General features: G+C 63.6%; 15 protein-coding genes. 2 read left to right on the top strand and 13 right to left on the bottom strand.

Annotation, left to right across the window (positions count from 1 at the left end; all coding sequences use genetic code 11):
• Positions 1 to 2 precede the first annotated feature (2 nt).
• Entirely contained in the window at positions 3 to 1,241 is a 1,239-nt protein-coding gene (locus ASD01_RS24700) for an MFS transporter (RefSeq protein WP_034802536.1), read from the bottom strand.
• A 124-nt stretch (positions 1,242 to 1,365) separates the two neighbouring features.
• Between ASD01_RS24700 and ASD01_RS24695 the strand changes: the two genes are divergently transcribed.
• Positions 1,366 to 1,962, top strand: a complete 597-nt coding sequence (locus ASD01_RS24695) for a TetR/AcrR family transcriptional regulator (RefSeq protein ID WP_034802538.1) — start codon at positions 1,366 to 1,368, stop codon at positions 1,960 to 1,962.
• Here ASD01_RS24695 and ASD01_RS24690 read toward each other — a convergent pair.
• Positions 1,959 to 2,435 (bottom strand): DUF2867 domain-containing protein, encoded by a 477-nt coding sequence (locus tag ASD01_RS24690; RefSeq protein ID WP_034802540.1) that lies wholly within the window; start codon positions 2,433 to 2,435, stop codon positions 1,959 to 1,961. The genes ASD01_RS24695 and ASD01_RS24690 overlap by 4 nt on opposite strands.
• A gap of 199 nt (positions 2,436 to 2,634) precedes the next feature.
• Between ASD01_RS24690 and ASD01_RS24685 the strand changes: the two genes are divergently transcribed.
• On the top strand, positions 2,635 to 3,129 hold the full coding sequence (locus tag ASD01_RS24685; protein WP_034802542.1) for an acyl-CoA thioesterase: 495 nt from the start codon (positions 2,635 to 2,637) through the stop codon (positions 3,127 to 3,129).
• A gap of 146 nt (positions 3,130 to 3,275) precedes the next feature.
• On the opposite strand, the gene lpdA is transcribed toward ASD01_RS24685, so the two are convergent.
• The 11 genes from lpdA to mdh form a co-directional block, all read right to left on the bottom strand.
• Positions 3,276 to 4,682: a dihydrolipoyl dehydrogenase gene (lpdA, locus tag ASD01_RS24680; protein ID WP_034802544.1), complete on the bottom strand. Its 1,407-nt coding sequence runs from the start codon at positions 4,680 to 4,682 to the stop codon at positions 3,276 to 3,278.
• A gap of 24 nt (positions 4,683 to 4,706) precedes the next feature.
• A complete protein-coding gene (locus tag ASD01_RS24675) occupies positions 4,707 to 5,459 on the bottom strand; it encodes an SDR family oxidoreductase (RefSeq protein ID WP_034803090.1) in 753 nt (250 codons plus the stop codon).
• A complete protein-coding gene (locus tag ASD01_RS24670) occupies positions 5,456 to 5,956 on the bottom strand; it encodes a hypothetical protein (RefSeq protein WP_034802547.1) in 501 nt (166 codons plus the stop codon). The genes ASD01_RS24675 and ASD01_RS24670 overlap by 4 nt, the downstream gene beginning before the upstream one ends.
• A gap of 2 nt (positions 5,957 to 5,958) precedes the next feature.
• Complete coding sequence (locus ASD01_RS24665) at positions 5,959 to 6,600, bottom strand: LysE family translocator (RefSeq protein ID WP_034802549.1); 642 nt, start codon at positions 6,598 to 6,600, stop codon at positions 5,959 to 5,961.
• On the bottom strand, positions 6,597 to 7,022 hold the full coding sequence (locus ASD01_RS24660; protein WP_034802552.1) for a VOC family protein: 426 nt from the start codon (positions 7,020 to 7,022) through the stop codon (positions 6,597 to 6,599). The genes ASD01_RS24665 and ASD01_RS24660 overlap by 4 nt, the downstream gene beginning before the upstream one ends.
• A 31-nt stretch (positions 7,023 to 7,053) precedes the next feature.
• Positions 7,054 to 7,470 carry an MAPEG family protein gene (locus tag ASD01_RS24655; protein WP_318267229.1) on the bottom strand — a complete coding sequence of 139 codons (417 nt, stop codon included), beginning with the start codon at positions 7,468 to 7,470 and terminating at the stop codon, positions 7,054 to 7,056.
• A 148-nt stretch (positions 7,471 to 7,618) separates the two neighbouring features.
• Positions 7,619 to 8,860 (bottom strand): 2-oxoglutarate dehydrogenase complex dihydrolipoyllysine-residue succinyltransferase, encoded by a 1,242-nt coding sequence (odhB, locus tag ASD01_RS24650; protein ID WP_034802554.1) that lies wholly within the window; start codon positions 8,858 to 8,860, stop codon positions 7,619 to 7,621.
• Between the two features lie 56 nt (positions 8,861 to 8,916).
• On the bottom strand, positions 8,917 to 11,913 hold the full coding sequence (locus tag ASD01_RS24645) for a 2-oxoglutarate dehydrogenase E1 component (RefSeq protein WP_034802556.1): 2,997 nt from the start codon (positions 11,911 to 11,913) through the stop codon (positions 8,917 to 8,919).
• Between the two features lie 244 nt (positions 11,914 to 12,157).
• A complete protein-coding gene (gene sucD / locus ASD01_RS24640) occupies positions 12,158 to 13,060 on the bottom strand; it encodes a succinate--CoA ligase subunit alpha (protein WP_034802559.1) in 903 nt (300 codons plus the stop codon).
• Positions 13,061 to 13,077: 17 nt separating this feature from the next.
• Positions 13,078 to 14,271, bottom strand: coding sequence for an ADP-forming succinate--CoA ligase subunit beta (sucC, locus tag ASD01_RS24635; protein WP_034802562.1), 1,194 nt, complete (start codon positions 14,269 to 14,271; stop codon positions 13,078 to 13,080).
• A 108-nt stretch (positions 14,272 to 14,379) separates the two neighbouring features.
• Positions 14,380 to 15,345 (bottom strand): malate dehydrogenase, encoded by a 966-nt coding sequence (gene mdh, locus ASD01_RS24630; RefSeq protein ID WP_034802565.1) that lies wholly within the window; start codon positions 15,343 to 15,345, stop codon positions 14,380 to 14,382.
• Positions 15,346 to 15,364 lie beyond the last annotated feature (19 nt).

Below are 15,364 nucleotides of genomic sequence, written 5' to 3'. Positions count from 1 at the left end.
TCTCAGCCTTGCGCACCGGCACGGGAAACGACCTCGGACGCGCGCGCAGTGGTAGAATCACTCTCGATCCACGACAGACGGCGATAACCCCAGAACGCTGCGGCAAGGATCAAGGCCCCGGCGGCGAGCGCAATGGTGAAGCCGGCCTGAACGCCGAAGCGCGCGACCACGCCGCCTGACACCGCCGCGCCCGCCGCAACACCGATGCCGAGACCGGTGGTCAGCCAGGTCAGCCCTTCCGTCAGCTTCGACGGCGGCACGGCGGTTTCGCCGATGCTCAAGGCGACGATCATCGTCGGCGCAAAGAACACGCCCGAAATGAACATCATCGTCGCAAGGCTGCCGATCCCGTCGGCAAAGAGCAGCGGCAATGTGCTGGCGGCGGTCATGCCCGCACCGATCATGAACAGCTTCGCCAAAGGCAGGCCGATCCGGACCGCACCGAACGCCAGACCGGCGATGCAGGAACCGAGGGCATAGAGGGAGAGCACGAGGCTCGCCGCCGCTGGTCGCCCTTCGGCCTCGGCAAAGGCGACGCTGACCACGTCGATCGTGCCGACAATGATGCCCATGCCGGCAAGCGCGACAATCAGCACGCGCAGCGCCGGGTAACGAAGGACCGAACCGGGCGCCATCGTCTCGGCCGGCTTGACCGGTGGCTCGGTGCCTTTCTGCAGCACGAAGGCGGTGACCCCGATGGCCAGGCATGCCGCAGCCGCCAGCGGTCCGGCCTCGGGAAACAGGCCGACGCTTAAGCCCACGGCGATCGGCGGCCCGACGATGAAGCAGATCTCGTCGAAGACCGATTCGAGCGAAAAGGCGGTCTTCAGCTCCGGACGGCCGCGATAGAGCTCGGTCCATCGCGCCCGGGTCATCGCCGACATGCTGGGCGTGCACCCGGCAAGAATGGCAAAGACGAAGAGTGTCCAATCCGGCGCCCGCCAATGGGTGAAGACGAGGAGAGCCGAGCTGCCGAGAAGACTGAGTGCCGCGGCGACCGGCAGGACGTGGCTCTGGCCGAAGCGATCGACGAGCCGGGAAACCTGCGGCGCCAGCAGCGCCGAGGCCAGCGTGAAGGCGGCGGCCACACCGCCAGCCAGCCCGTAGCTGCCGCGGGACTGGGCCAGCATGGTGATGATGCCGATGCCCATCATCGACAACGGCAACCGTGACACCAATCCCGCCAAGGTGAAGCCCACCGTGCCTTTGGCAGCAAAGATCTGTGCATAGGGATTGGCCATGAAAACTCCTGCAATACATGTCTGAGCGTCGCGTCATTAACATACGCTGCGTATGGCAGTGATATTGACATACGCTTCGCATGTCAATTAACATACGAACCGTATGCAAAAGGAGGAGCTGCAAATGACAAGGCGCGCGCGCAGCGACATGATCGCGGAAACGAAGGCAAAGCTGATCGCCGCCGCCCGGGAAGCGTTCAGGCAACGCGGATATGCGGAGACTTCGATGGACGATTTCACCGCCTTGGCCGGGCTCACGCGTGGCGCGCTCTATCATCATTTCGGCGACAAGAAGGGCCTGCTGCGTGCGGTCGTGGAGACTCTGGACGGCGAGATGGACGCACGGCTCGACGCAGCCTCCGCGACCCCGGTCCCGTGGGACGGTTTCGTGCGCCGCTGCAGGCTGTATCTGGAAATGGCGCTCGAACCGGAAATCCGACAGATCGTGTTGAAGGATGCGCCGGCCGTACTCGGCGCAAGCGTGCTGGAACCGAGCCGGCGCCAATGCCTCGCGTCGCTTGCCACCAGGCTTTCGGCGATGATCGCCGCGGGCGTCGTACGTCCGGGAAATGCCGAGACATTGGCGCGGCTGATCAATGGCGCACTCTCCGATGCGGCGCTCTGGATTGCCGAGGCGGACGATCCGGCCATGCGCCTCACCAGCGCACGCGACAATCTCGACCTGCTTTTGTCCGGACTGAAAATTGAACCCCGGACTTAACCGCCGGGACCTGCCACCCGCGCCAGAAGTGTCGGCACGATCGCCTTGTGAAACGGCGTGACGGCCATGAGGTAAACCCGCCCGAGCGTGTTGTGCCTGCGCACAAGCGTGGTGACGCCGACGATCTGATTGACCGCCGACCCCGCCCGGACATCGACGACGATGCGGAAATCGAGATGCTTGTCATCGAAACCGAGCACCACTTCGTCATCACTCTTCGAAACGACAGGAAACGCCCCGATCAGTCCCAGACGGCTGGACGGCGCCGCCGACTTCAGGCCGATGATCGAGACGATGCGGTTGCGCAGGCGCAGCAACATGCGGACCCATCGTGGCGACCGGCCAAGCGAACGTTCGGCGGCTTCCGCCGCGGTCACGCCCTTGCCATCAAGGGCAAGCTCGAAGCGGTCGGCCCAATCGGCATTCGGTAGATGCCGGCTCGGCAACGATATGGCCACGGCTCTCGGTTTCATCTTTCCTCCTGACGCGCGCGTCGTCTGTCCTTGCAGACATGATCGCGCCCTCCCCCGTGCCTGGACAGAAGACCGCTTGTCGCAGCCCTCGGGCCAATCGTCACATCCCCTCTTCCAGATCCTCCGCCCTCCACCCCTTCCCTTCGCTCCGGCAAGCTGCATAACTCAGGCGGGACGCTGCAAAATCTGGAGATGGACAATGGAAACCAGCTACGACACACGCGAACTCGAGATGGTCGTACTGATGACGCCGGATATGGCGAACTTCAGCGGTAAGGTCCATGGCGGTGCGCTGCTCAATCTCCTCGATCGCGTGGCCTTCTCCTGTGCCTCGCGCTATTCTCAGCAATATGCCGTGACGCTCTCGGTCGACCAGGTCACCTTCCGCCAGCCGATCCATGTCGGCGAGCTCGTCACCTTCCGTGCAGCCGTCAACAATGCCGGCCGCACCTCGATGGAAATCGGCATCCGGGTCGAGGCCGAGAACATCAGGAGCGGCGAGCGCCGCCACACCAATTCCTGCTATTTTACCATGGTCGCCGTCGATGCCGACGGCAGCCCGACTCCGGTTCCGACCCTTGTCACCGACACGGCCGACCGCAAACGCCGGCAGCGCGCTGCCGAGGCCCGGCGCAGCCTGAGGCGCGAGTTCGAGGAGCGTTTCCACGCCCTCAGGTCTGCTTCAGAAGAATGATACGGTCGCTTGGCGACCGGAAACGCCGATAGCGGCAATGCGGGCGCTGACGCCGATAAGGTGAGCAATGGCCACAAGGGCCAGCCGGCACGCAGAAACGCGGCCGGAAACAGGGGGCCGCGTGATCGCAGCCCCCTGCATGATCCTTACATGTGGATCGGCTTGAAGAAGGTCGAAAGTGCCGCTTCCTTGACCGCTTCCGACATGGTCGGGTGCGCGTGGCAGGTGCGGCCGAGGTCTTCCGACGAACCGCCGAATTCCATCAGAACCGCGATCTCGTGGATCATCTCGCCGGCGCCGAAGCCGACGATATGGCCGCCGAGCACCTTGTCGGTTTCCTTGTCAGCCAGAATCTTGACGAAACCGTCGGTCGCCTGCATCGCCCGCGCGCGGCCGTTGGCCGTGAATGGGAACTTGCCGACCTTGTAGGCGACGCCAGCCGCCTTCAGTTCTTCCTCGGTCTTGCCGACGGAGGCGACTTCCGGCTGGGTGTAGACGACGCCGGGGATGACGTCATAGTTCACGTGGCCGGCCTGACCGGCGAGGATCTCGGCAACGGCAACACCTTCGTCTTCCGCCTTGTGGGCGAGCATCGGGCCGCGCACGACGTCGCCGATCGCGTAGACGCCGGCGACGCTTGTCTGGAAGTGATTGTCGATCTCGACGCGGCCGCGCTGGTCCATGACGACGCCCGCTTCCGCAAGGCCAAGACCGTCGGTGTAGGGCTTGCGGCCGGTGGCGATCAGCACGACATCGGCATCGAGCGTCTGGGCGTCACCGCCCTTGACCGGCTCGAACGTCACCTTGGCGCCCTTGCCGTCCTTGACGACGCCGGTCACCTTGGCGCCGAGCTTGAAGTCCATGCCCTGCTTGGCGAGCATGCGCTGGAACTGCTTGGCAACCTCGCCATCCATGCCGCCGAGAAGCGTGTCGAGATACTCGACAACGGTGACCTTGGCGCCGAGGCGGGCCCAGACCGAGCCGAGTTCGAGGCCGATGACGCCGCCACCGACGACGATCATGTTGGCCGGAACTTTCTCGAGCGCGATGCCGCCCGTCGACGAGATGATCACCTTCTCGTCGATATCGACCTTGACGCCCGGGATGCCAGCGACGTCGGAGCCGGTGGCGATCACGATGTTCTTGGTTTCGAGGATCTGTTCCTCGCCCTTGTCGTTGGTGACGGAGACCTTGCCCTGGCCGAGCACCTTGCCGGTGCCCTGGATGCCGTCGATCTTGTTCTTCTTGAACAGGAACGAGACGCCGTCGACATTGGCCTTAACGGTCGCGTCCTTGTGGGCCATCATCTTTTCGAGGTTCAGCTTCGGTGCCGCGACTTCGACGCCGAGCGCGTCGACGCCGTGGGCAACCTGATGGAACATCTCGGAAGCATGCAGCAGCGCCTTCGACGGGATGCAGCCGATGTTGAGGCAGGTACCGCCGTAGGTGGCGCGCTTTTCGACGACGCCGACCTTCAGGCCGAGCTGGGCCGCCTTGATCGCGCAGACATAGCCGCCGGGGCCGCTGCCGATAACGATGAGATCATAAGCCATTAGAATATCCTTCCTTCAGGACGGTTACCGTCCGCCGCTGACATTGAGAATTGCCCCCGTCACATAAGTCGCCTTATCCGACAGGAGGTAGAGAACCGCGTCAGCGACTTCCTCGGCCGTGCCGGGTCGCTGAACGGGTATGGTGAAGGCGAGATCACGCGCCCGGTCCGGCAAGCCGCCGGAGGCGTGGATCTCGGTATCGATGATGCCGGGCCGTATCGCGTTGACGCGAATGCCTTCGGTCGCGACCTCGCGCGAAAGCCCTGTCGTGAAGGTGTCGATCGCACCTTTCGAGGCGGCGTAATCGACATACTGCGCCGGCGAGCCAAGCGTGGCGGCAACCGAGGAGATGTTGACGATGACACCGCCCTGGTGCCCGTATCGTGTTGACATGCGCCGGACGGCTTCCGCTGCACAGCGGATGGAGCCGGTGACGTTGATGCGGAACATGCGCTCAAGCCGCTCGGGCGACATCTCGTCGACCCGTGCCGTCTGTCCGACGATGCCGGCATTGTTGACGAGCCCGTCCAGCCGGCCGAAAGCCGAATCGACGGCAGCAAAGATCGCTTGGACATCCGCCTCGGAGCCGACATCGCCCTGAACTGCGATCGCCGTGCCGCCAGCCCGCTCGATCGCGCCGACAACCGCATCGGCCGCATCGCGGTTCGACGCATAGTTGACAGCGACCCGCCAGCCGGCTTTTGCAGCGCCAAGGCAGATTGCAGCACCGATGCCGCGGCTGCCGCCGGTCACGAGAAGAACAGGGCTCGCACTCATGCGGCGCATCCCTTGAACGTGAAGGCATCCCAACTGTCGGCCTCGGCCTTGCCCTTGCCCCAGGCGGTCGAAGCGCGAAGCGACGGACCGAAGTCGGGAAGCAGCAGTTGCTCGGCCGCCGTCTCGCTCTCTTGCGGGATCTCGCTGATCGCGCCGGCCTTGTCGAGCGCGTAGACGACACCCTGCCACACAGTACAGGCGCGCAGTTCCTCGCCGGTCGCATCCCCCTCGGGGCAATTGTGCATGATCAGCCCGGTCGCCCGTTCCGGCTCGCCCGCCGGCATGACGACGCCATCGAGCAGCAGGCCGGGCTTGAGAACCGCCACCTTGAAGTGGTTGCTGGTCGCGGCGCTTGCCGAGCCGACCGGTTCGAAACGCAGCTCGTAGGCTCCGTCGCGGTCGCCGTAGATCGCGTGCGACTGCTTGCAGTCGGCGGCAATCGCCGGCGCGGCAAAGGCAAGACCGAACAGGGCTGAAAGGAGACGACCGGAGCGCATGATCAGGCAGCCTTCTCCGTCGCGAGCTTGAGGCCGAGCGCGATGAAGACCACGCCGCTGGCGCGGTCGATCCACTTGCTGGCGCGGGTAAACGCAGCACGCATGCGCGGCGTCGTCATGAACAGGCTGACGCCGACGAACCACGCGATCAGGCAGGTCGCCATGACAAGGCCGTAGCCGAACTTGATCATCATCGGCGTATGGGCGTGAACGACCGTCGAGAAGATCGACAGGAAGAAGAACACCGGCTTGGGGTTGAGCGCGTTGGCGGCAAAGCCGAGGCCGAAGGCCTTGGCCGCCGACTGGCCCTTGATCGACCGGTTGCCTTCCGTGTGGTCGACGTTGATCTCCGTCTGGCCGGCGCGAAGCGCCTTGATGCCGATATAGATCAGGTAAGCGACGCCGCACCATTTGACGATGTTGAACAGATAGATCGACTGCGAAATGATCAGGCCGAGGCCGAGGATCGTGTAGGTCACATGGAACATCAGCGACGTGCCGATGCCGAAGGACGTGATGATCGCCGGACGGCGGCCATGCACGATCGACTGGCGCATGACCATCGCGAGGTCTGCGCCGGGCGAGACGATGGCGAAGGCGAAGATCGCCATCAGCGATGCGAGTTCGAAGAAATACTGGCTCATGGGTTTGCGACCGGTGCGTTGAAGGCCCAGACGTGGCCGAAGGGATCCTGGATGCGCGCGTAGCGTGCGTGCCAGAAGGTATCCTGCGGCTCCAGAACTGTCGATGCCCCGGCGGCCACCGCCTTGTCGTAGGCTGCGTCGACATCGGCAGGCTTCGCCAGGTTGATGCTGATCGCAACGCCGGTACCGCCGATCGTGTTCGGCGAAAGCACGCTGCCGCCGAATTCGGGGAATTCGTCGTGCAGCATCACCTCGCCGCCGTAGATCGCCAGATTGGCGTGCATGACGCGTTTGCCGTCCTCGGCCATCGCGTGGAATGTATTCACCGCACCGAGCGCCTTGGCGTAAAAGGCGATGGCGGCAAGCCCGTCCTTGACGCAGATATGCGCCTGGATCGGCGGAACGTCGGGTCCGAATGCCATGCCAGTCTCCTCTTGCCTTGTCGCCAGGATGCTATGCCATGAGCCGGACGACCATCAGCAACAGCGCAATGATCGACACGAACCAGACGAGGGTGCGCAGCACGGGAACGCCGGCCGCGTAGAGAACGGTGTAAGCCAGCCGTGCCAGAAGCCAGGTCACTGCGCCGATGGCGCCGAGACCGCCGGTCTTGCCGGTCACCGCCAGGGCGAGCGCAAGCCCAACGAAGGCCGGATAGGTTTCCAGCATGTTGCGAAGCGACCGCAGCAAACGTCCTGCCACGATGCTCTTCGAAACGCGCTGTTCGTCGCGGGGGCCGAGCAGATATTTGAAACCGAGATCGCCGGCGAGATCGAGCGACAGCGCCTGCACCAGGATGTGCACGATCAGGAACACCACGCTCCAGCCAAGCACCCAGATTTCAGTCGACGCTGCGGCGGCTTCCATCATCCCTCGCAATCGCAGGAGCGGTTCGGATCGACATCATCGGCCCTGACGGCCAATCTCTCCGGCCAGGCCGCAGAGACGGTTTTCGCCGCGCGTGATCGCGGACGGCGAACGGCGGGGGCATGAAGGACGCCCCCGCTGTTTCCGGATATCAGAGATCGAGAACCAGGCGTTCCGGATCTTCCAGGCTTTCCTTGACGCGCACGAGGAAGGTCACGGCTTCCTTGCCGTCGACGATGCGGTGATCGTAGGAGAGCGCGAGGTACATCATCGGGCGGATGACGACCTGGCCGCCGATGGCGACCGGACGCTCCTGGATCTTGTGCATGCCGAGGATGCCCGACTGAGGCGCGTTGAGGATCGGCGAAGACATCAGCGAACCGTAGACGCCACCGTTGGAGATGGTGAAGGTGCCGCCCTGCATGTCGGCCATCGACAGCGCGCCGTCACGGGCAGCCTTGCCGAGGCGACCGATGTCCTTTTCGATCTCGGCGATCGACATCTGGTCGGCATCGCGAACGATCGGAACCACAAGACCCTTGTCCGTGCCGACGGCGACGCCGATGTGGCAGTAGTTCTTGTAGATGATGTCGGTGCCGTCGATCTCGGCGTTGACAGCCGGGATTTCCTTCAGCGCGTGGGTGACGGCCTTGGTGAAGAAGCCCATGAAGCCGAGCTTCACGCCGTGCTTCTTCTCGAAGATGTCCTTGTACTTGTTGCGCAGCGACATGACGGCGCTCATGTCCACCTCGTTGTAGGTGGTGAGCATGGCGGCAGTGTTCTGCGCATCCTTGAGGCGACGGGCAATCGTCTGGCGCAGGCGGGTCATCTTGACGCGCTCTTCGCGAACGACGTCTTCAGCCGTCGACGGCGCACGGGCCTGGACCTTGGCTGGCTCGGAAGCGGCCGGCGTCGAGATGCCCTTGGCGACGGCTGCAAGGACGTCGCCCTTCAGCACCTGGCCACGCTTGCCGGAGCCGTCGACCTGATCGGCCGAGAGGTTGTTTTCGGCAAGCAGCTTGCCAGCCGACGGTGCCGGCGGCATCGACGAAGCAGCCGGTGCTGCAGCAGCGGCCGGGGCAGCCGGAGCGGCAGCAGCCGGCTCGGCCTTCTTTTCGGCGGCAGCAGCCGGAGCGGCCGCTGCGGCGCCAGCGGCACCTGCAGCGATCTGGCCGAGCAGCGCGCCGAGACCGACGGTCTCGCCGGCCTGGGCGACGATTTCAGAGAGCGTGCCTGCGGCCGGAGCCGGAACTTCGATCGTCACCTTGTCGGTTTCGAGTTCGAGCAGGGGTTCATCGGCCTTGATGGCGTCGCCGACCTTCTTGAACCAGGTGCCGACGGTCGCTTCGCTGACGGATTCGCCAAGGGTGGGAACGCGGATTTCTGTTGCCATGATTTTTGTTCCGTTGATCAGATATCTGTTTCTATTGGCTCAGAGCGTGGGGAGCATCAGCCCCCCAGCGCGTCCTCGAGGAAGGCGGCAAGCTGCGCCAGGTGCTTCGACATCAGGCCGGTCGCCGGCGATGCGGCAGCCGGACGGCCGGTGTAGCGCACGCGCTGATACTTGGCGTCGATATGGGCGAGAACCCATTCGAGGTACGGGTCGATGAACGACCAAGCGCCCATGTTCTTCGGCTCTTCCTGGCACCAGACCATCTCCGCGTTGCGGAAGCGGCTGAGCTCGTTGATGAGCGCCTTGGCCGGGAACGGATAGAGCTGTTCGACGCGCAGCAGGTAGATGTCGTCGATGCCGCGCTTTTCGCGTTCTTCGAGCAGGTCGTAGTAGACCTTGCCCGAGCAGAGCACGACGCGACGGATCTTCGAGTCCTTCTGCAGCTTGATCGGGCCGTCCTTGATCACCTCGGCATCGTCCCACAGCAGGCGGTGGAACGAGCTCTCGCCGGCCATTTCCGACAGGCTGGAGATCGCACGCTTGTGACGCAGCAGCGACTTCGGCGTCATCAGGATCAGCGGCTTGCGGAAGTCGCGCTTCACCTGGCGGCGCAGGATGTGGAAGTAGTTCGCCGGCGTCGTGACGTTGGCGACCTGCATGTTGTCTTCCGCGCAAAGCTGCAGGAAGCGTTCCAGGCGAGCAGACGAGTGCTCCGGACCCTGGCCTTCATAGCCGTGCGGCAGCAGGCAGACGAGACCCGACATGCGCAGCCACTTGCGTTCGCCCGACGAGATGAACTGGTCGAAGACGACCTGCGCACCGTTGGCGAAGTCGCCGAACTGAGCTTCCCAGAGGGTGAGCGCGTTCGGACGGGCGAGCGAGTAGCCGTACTCGAAGCCGAGAACTGCCTCTTCCGAAAGCATCGAGTTGATGACTTCGTAGCGCGCCTGGGTCGGCGACAGGTTTGCGAGCGGGATGTAGCGCTCTTCCGACTGCTGATCGTAGAGCACCGAGTGGCGCTGCGAGAAGGTGCCGCGTTCGCAGTCCTGACCCGACAGGCGGATCTTGGTGCCTTCCGTGACCAGCGTGCCGAAAGCGAGCGCCTCAGCCATGGCCCAGTCGACACCCTCGCCGGTCTGGATCATGTTGGCGCGGTTTTCCATGAAGCGCTGGATCGTGCGGTGCGCGCTGAAACCAGCCGGGATCTCGGAGATTTTGCGGCCGACTTCCTTCAACTGCTTCATCGGCACCGAGGTCTTGCCGCGGCGCTGTTCGTCCTGGTTGTCGGCCGAGCGCAGGCCCGACCAGACACCGTCAAGCCAGTCGGCCTTGTTCGGCTTGTAGGACTGGCCGGCCTCGAACTCCTGTTCGAGATGCGCACGCCAGTCGGCCTTCATCTTCTCGACTTCGCCTTCGGAAATCAGGCCTTCGGCGATCAGGCGGTCGGAGTAGACCTGGACGACGGTCCTGTGGGCGCGGATGACCTTGTACATCTTCGGCTGCGTGAACGCCGGCTCGTCGCCTTCGTTGTGGCCGAAGCGGCGATAGCAGAACATGTCGATGACGACAGGCTTGTGGAACTTCATCCGGAATTCGGTGGCGATCTTGGCCGCGTAGACAACCGCTTCCGGATCGTCGCCGTTAACGTGGAAGATCGGCGCTTCGATCATCTTGGCGACGTCGGACGGATAGGGCGACGAGCGCGAGAAGGCCGGATTGGTGGTGAAGCCGATCTGGTTGTTGATGATGAAGTGGACCGTACCGGCAACGCGGTGACCGCGCAGGCCGGAAAGCCCGAGGATTTCAGCAATCACGCCCTGGCCGGCAAAAGCGGCGTCACCATGCAGCAGCAGCGGCATGACCTTGGAGCGTTCGCGCAGCGGAATGATGTCGCCTTCAAAGACGGTCGCCATCTGGTCCTGCTTGGCGCGTGCCTTGCCCATGACCACAGGGTTGACGATTTCCAGGTGCGACGGGTTTGCCGTCAGCGACAGGTGAACCTTGTTGCCGTCGAATTCGCGGTCGGAAGACGCACCGAGGTGGTACTTCACGTCGCCCGAACCTTCGACGTCGTCAGGCGCGTAGGAGCCGCCCTTGAACTCGTGGAAGATGGCGCGGTGCGGCTTTGCCATGACCTGGGAAAGCACGTTCAGACGGCCGCGATGGGCCATGCCGAGCACGATTTCCTTGAGGCCTTCCTGGCCGCCGCGCTTGATGATCTGCTCGAGCGCCGGAATGAGCGACTCACCGCCGTCGAGACCGAAGCGCTTGGTGCCCTTGTACTTGACGTCGATGAACTGCTCGAAGCCTTCGGCCTCGATCAGCTTCTGCAGGATCGCCTTCTTGCCTTCAGGCGTGAAGTCGACGCCCTTGTCCGGACCTTCGATGCGCTCCTGGATCCAGCCCTTCTCTTCCGGGTTGGACATGTGCATGAACTCGACGCCGATCGTCGAGCAGTAGGTGCGCTCGAGGATTTCGACCATCTCACGGAGGGTCGCGTATTCAAGACCGAGCACGTTGTCGATGAAGATCTTGCGGTCGAGATCCTTGTCCTCGAAACCGTAGTTCGAGGGCGAAAGCTCGTTGTAGTCTTCAACCGGGGCAGCCAGGCCGAGCGGGTCGAGCTTGGCATGCAGGTGGCCGCGGGCGCGATAGGCGCGGATCATCATGATGGCGCGGACGGAATCGCGCGTCGCCTGGTGGATGTCGGCAGCGCTGGCGACGGTGCCGGTGGCGGCCGCCGCTTCCTCGGCCTTCGCCTTGACCTTCTTCTCGATGACCTTCTCGACCGTGCCCCAGTCGCCATCGAGCGCCGAGACCAGTTCGCCATTGGCCGGGATCGGCCAGTTGTTCTTTTTCCAGGAGGCGCCCTTGGCTGCCTTCACCACATCTTCCGGCCGGTCGGCGAGCGCCTTGAAGAAGGCCTGCCATTCAGCCGACACGGACGCCGGGTCCGCCTCGTAGCGTGCATGGAGCTGCTCGATATAGGCGGCGTTGGCGCCGTCCAGAAACGAAGTGAGCTGGAATTGCTCGTTGGCCTCTTGCCTTGTCATGGTCTCACGCGGACTGATCTGTCCGCCTCCTGACTGAAGTTGGGTTGCCGGGTATCCCGGTCGTTCATGTTCGTTCGGCGCGTCCGGGCGCCGGGCCTTTTTCCTACGGCGCCGCGCATCGTCAGGACGCGCTGGGTCACCGTGGCAGTCATTGCCGCATGTCCTGATCTTCAATCAGCCAAGGAAACAGGCGGCAGGCACGTTGTCCGGGCCGGATCGACCGGCCCGGACAAATGGTTTGAGATCAGCCCTTGAGGACTTCGACCAGCGTCTTGCCGAGACGAGCCGGCGAAGGCGATACGCGGATGCCTGCCTGCTCCATCGCAGCGATCTTGGATTCCGCATCGCCCTTGCCGCCGGAAACGACAGCGCCGGCGTGACCCATGGTACGGCCCTTCGGAGCGGTACGGCCCGCGATGAAACCGGCCATCGGCTTCTTGCGGCCCTTCTTGGCTTCGTCGATGAGGAACTGTGCAGCATCCTCTTCGGCCGAGCCGCCGATTTCACCGATCATGATGATCGAGGTCGTGGCTTCGTCCGCCAGGAACATCTCGAGCACGTCGATGAACTCGGTGCCCTTCACCGGGTCGCCGCCGATGCCGACGGCCGTCGTCTGGCCGAGGCCTTCGTTGGAGGTCTGGAACACGGCTTCATAGGTCAGCGTGCCGGAGCGCGAGACGATGCCGACCGAACCCTTGCGGAAGATCGAGCCCGGCATGATGCCGATCTTGCATTCTTCCGGCGTCAGGATACCGGGGCAGTTCGGGCCGAGCAGACGCGACTTGGAGCGGTCGAGGCGAGCCTTGACGCGTACCATGTCGGCAACCGGGATGCCTTCGGTGATGCAGGTGATGAACGGGATTTCCGCATCGATCGCCTCGATGATCGCGTCCGCGGCACCTGCCGGCGGAACGTAGATCACGGATGCGTCCGCGCCGGTCTTTTCACGGCCTTCGGCAACCGAGGCGAAGATCGGCAGACTTTCGCCCTTGGAGCCGGTCCAGGTTTCGCCGCCCTTCTTCGGGTGAATGCCGCCGACCATCTGCGTGCCGTAATAGGCAAGCGCCTGTTCGGTATGGAAGGTGCCGGTCTTGCCGGTCAGGCCCTGAACGAGGACCTTGGTGTTCTTGTTGACGAGAATCGACATGTGGTCTGGTCCTTCAGTTAGCCGTTGATCGCGGCGACGATCTTCTTGGCAGCATCGTCCAGATCGTCGGCGGCGGTGATCGCCAGGCCGGATTCGTTCAGGATCTTCTTGCCAAGCTCGACATTCGTGCCTTCGAGACGAACGACCAGCGGAACCTTGAGGCCGACTTCCTGCACGGCGGCAACGACGCCTTCAGCGATGACGTCGCACTTCATGATGCCGCCGAAGATGTTGACGAGGATGCCCTCGACCTTCGGGTCGGCCGTAATGATCTTGAAGGCTGCCGCAACCTTCTCCTTGCCGGCGCCGCCGCCGACGTCACAGAAGTTCGCCGGCTCCTTGCCGTAGAGCTTGATGATGTCCATCGTCGCCATGGCAAGGCCGGCGCCGTTGACCATGCAGCCGATGTTGCCGTCGAGCGCGACATAGGCGAGATCCCACTTCGAGGCCTCGATTTCCTTGGCGTCTTCTTCGGTCTCGTCGCGCAGAGCCTTGATGTCGTCGTGGCGGAAGAGCGCGTTGCCGTCGAACGAGACCTTGGCGTCGAGAACGCGCATGCGGCCGTTCTTCATGACGATCAGCGGGTTGATCTCGAGCAGGCTCATGTCCTTCTCGACAAAGGCCTTGTAGAGGATCGGGAAGAGCTTTTCAGCGTCAGCCTTGGCTTCGCCTTCAAGCTTCAGGGCCGCGGTGAGCTTGGCAAGATCAGCGGCGGTGACGCCGGCTTCCGGGTTGATCGCTACGTTGACGATCTTTTCCGGCGTGTCGTGCGCAACAGCCTCGATGTCCATGCCGCCTTCCGTCGAAACGACGAAGGCAACCTGGCCGACCGAGCGGTCGACGAGCAGCGATAGATACAGTTCGCGGTCGATGTCGGCGCCGTCCTCGATGTAGAGGCGGTTCACCTGCTTGCCGGCCGGGCCGGTCTGGGCAGTAACGAGCGTGTTGCCGAGCATTTCCTTGGCATGGGCCTTGGCTTCGTCGATCGAGAAGGCAAGACGAACGCCGCCCTTGGCGTCGGCGGACAGTTCCTTGAACTTGCCCTTGCCGCGGCCGCCCGCATGGATCTGGCTCTTGACCACGTAGAGCGGGCCCGGGAGCGACTTGGCAGCAGCTTCAGCTTCGTCAGCCGAGAAGATCGCGACACCTTCCGCGACCGGTGCGCCATAGCTCTTCAGGAGAGCCTTGGCCTGATATTCATGAATGTTCATGGTGTTTTTCCTGTCTGAGCATTGTGCGGGCAGGTGGGGCACCTACCCGCACCAATGCGGCAAAAACAATGAGGTCGAGCGGATCAGCGTCCGCCCGACGGGAGGCGATTACTGCTTGAGGCTCGGCGCAATGCCGATGCAGGCTTCGCAAAGACCGGCGACCGAAGCAACGGACTTGTCGAACGCTTCCTTCTCGGCCTTGTTGAGATCGATCTCGATGATGCGCTCGACGCCGCCGGCGCCGATAACGGTCGGAACGCCGACATACATGTCCTTGACGCCGTACTGGCCGGTCAGGTGTGCCGCGCAGGGCAGAACGCGCTTCTTGTCCTTGAGGTAAGCTTCAGCCATTTCGATCGCCGAGGCGGCCGGTGCGTAGTAGGCCGAACCGGTCTTGAGCAGGCCGACGATTTCGGCGCCGCCGTCACGGGTGCGCTGGATGATTTCTTCGAGGCGTTCCTTGGTGACCCAGCCCATCTGCACGAGGTCGGTCAGCGGGATGCCGGCAACGGTCGAGTAACGGGCGAGCGGCACCATGGTGTCGCCGTGGCCGCCGAGAACGAAGGCGGTGACGTCCTGGACCGAGACGTTGAATTCCTGCGAGAGGAACAGGCGGAAGCGCGAACTATCGAGAACGCCGGCCATGCCGACGACCTTGTTCTTCGGCAGGCCCGAGAACTTCTGCAGCGCCCACACCATGGCGTCGAGCGGGTTGGTGATGCAGATGACGAAGGCGTTCGGGGCATACTTCTTGATGCCGGCGCCGACCTGTTCCATGACCTTGAGGTTGATGCCGAGCAGGTCGTCGCGGCTCATGCCCGGCTTGCGAGCGACGCCGGCGGTGACGATGCAGACATCAGCGCCTTCGATGGCGGAATAGTCGCTCGCACCCGTCAGGTTCACGTCGAAGCCTTCGACCGGGGAGGACTGGCCGATGTCGAGACCCTTGCCCTGCGGAATGCCGTCGGCGATGTCGAAGAGGACGATGTCGCCCAGTTCCTTCAGGCCGGCGAGATGCGCCAGCGTGCCACCAATCATCCCTGAACCGATAAGTGCGATCTTGTTGCGAGCCATGAAAGTGCTTCCTTTGTGA

The sequence above is a fragment of the Ensifer sp. Root423 genome (assembly GCF_001426275.1).
In the GTDB taxonomy this organism is placed as follows: Bacteria; Pseudomonadota; Alphaproteobacteria; order Rhizobiales; family Rhizobiaceae; genus Ensifer; species Ensifer adhaerens.
Note: the sequence above shows the minus strand (reverse complement) of the source record. Positions and strands in the feature narration are given on the sequence as shown.

Bases quoted from the DNA above. Each gene is read 5' to 3' on its own strand.
- lpdA (WP_034802544.1), bottom strand. From the start codon at position 4,682: ATGGCTTATGATCTCATCGTTATCGGCAGCGGCCCCGGCGGCTATGTC.
- sucD (WP_034802559.1), bottom strand. From the start codon at position 13,060: ATGTCGATTCTCGTCAACAAGAACACCAAGGTCCTCGTTCAGGGCCTG.
- mdh (WP_034802565.1), bottom strand. From the start codon at position 15,345: ATGGCTCGCAACAAGATCGCACTTATCGGTTCAGGGATGATTGGTGGC.
- ASD01_RS24660 (WP_034802552.1), bottom strand. From the start codon at position 7,022: ATGGCATTCGGACCCGACGTTCCGCCGATCCAGGCGCATATCTGCGTC.
- sucC (WP_034802562.1), bottom strand. From the start codon at position 14,271: ATGAACATTCATGAATATCAGGCCAAGGCTCTCCTGAAGAGCTATGGC.
- ASD01_RS24695 (WP_034802538.1), top strand. From the start codon at position 1,366: ATGACAAGGCGCGCGCGCAGCGACATGATCGCGGAAACGAAGGCAAAG.
- ASD01_RS24690 (WP_034802540.1), bottom strand. From the start codon at position 2,435: ATGAAACCGAGAGCCGTGGCCATATCGTTGCCGAGCCGGCATCTACCG.
- ASD01_RS24670 (WP_034802547.1), bottom strand. From the start codon at position 5,956: ATGCGCTCCGGTCGTCTCCTTTCAGCCCTGTTCGGTCTTGCCTTTGCC.
- ASD01_RS24700 (WP_034802536.1), bottom strand. From the start codon at position 1,241: ATGGCCAATCCCTATGCACAGATCTTTGCTGCCAAAGGCACGGTGGGC.
- ASD01_RS24685 (WP_034802542.1), top strand. From the start codon at position 2,635: ATGGAAACCAGCTACGACACACGCGAACTCGAGATGGTCGTACTGATG.
- ASD01_RS24645 (WP_034802556.1), bottom strand. From the start codon at position 11,913: ATGACAAGGCAAGAGGCCAACGAGCAATTCCAGCTCACTTCGTTTCTG.
- ASD01_RS24665 (WP_034802549.1), bottom strand. From the start codon at position 6,600: ATGAGCCAGTATTTCTTCGAACTCGCATCGCTGATGGCGATCTTCGCC.
- ASD01_RS24675 (WP_034803090.1), bottom strand. From the start codon at position 5,459: ATGAGTGCGAGCCCTGTTCTTCTCGTGACCGGCGGCAGCCGCGGCATC.
- odhB (WP_034802554.1), bottom strand. From the start codon at position 8,860: ATGGCAACAGAAATCCGCGTTCCCACCCTTGGCGAATCCGTCAGCGAA.
- ASD01_RS24655 (WP_318267229.1), bottom strand. From the start codon at position 7,470: ATGATGGAAGCCGCCGCAGCGTCGACTGAAATCTGGGTGCTTGGCTGG.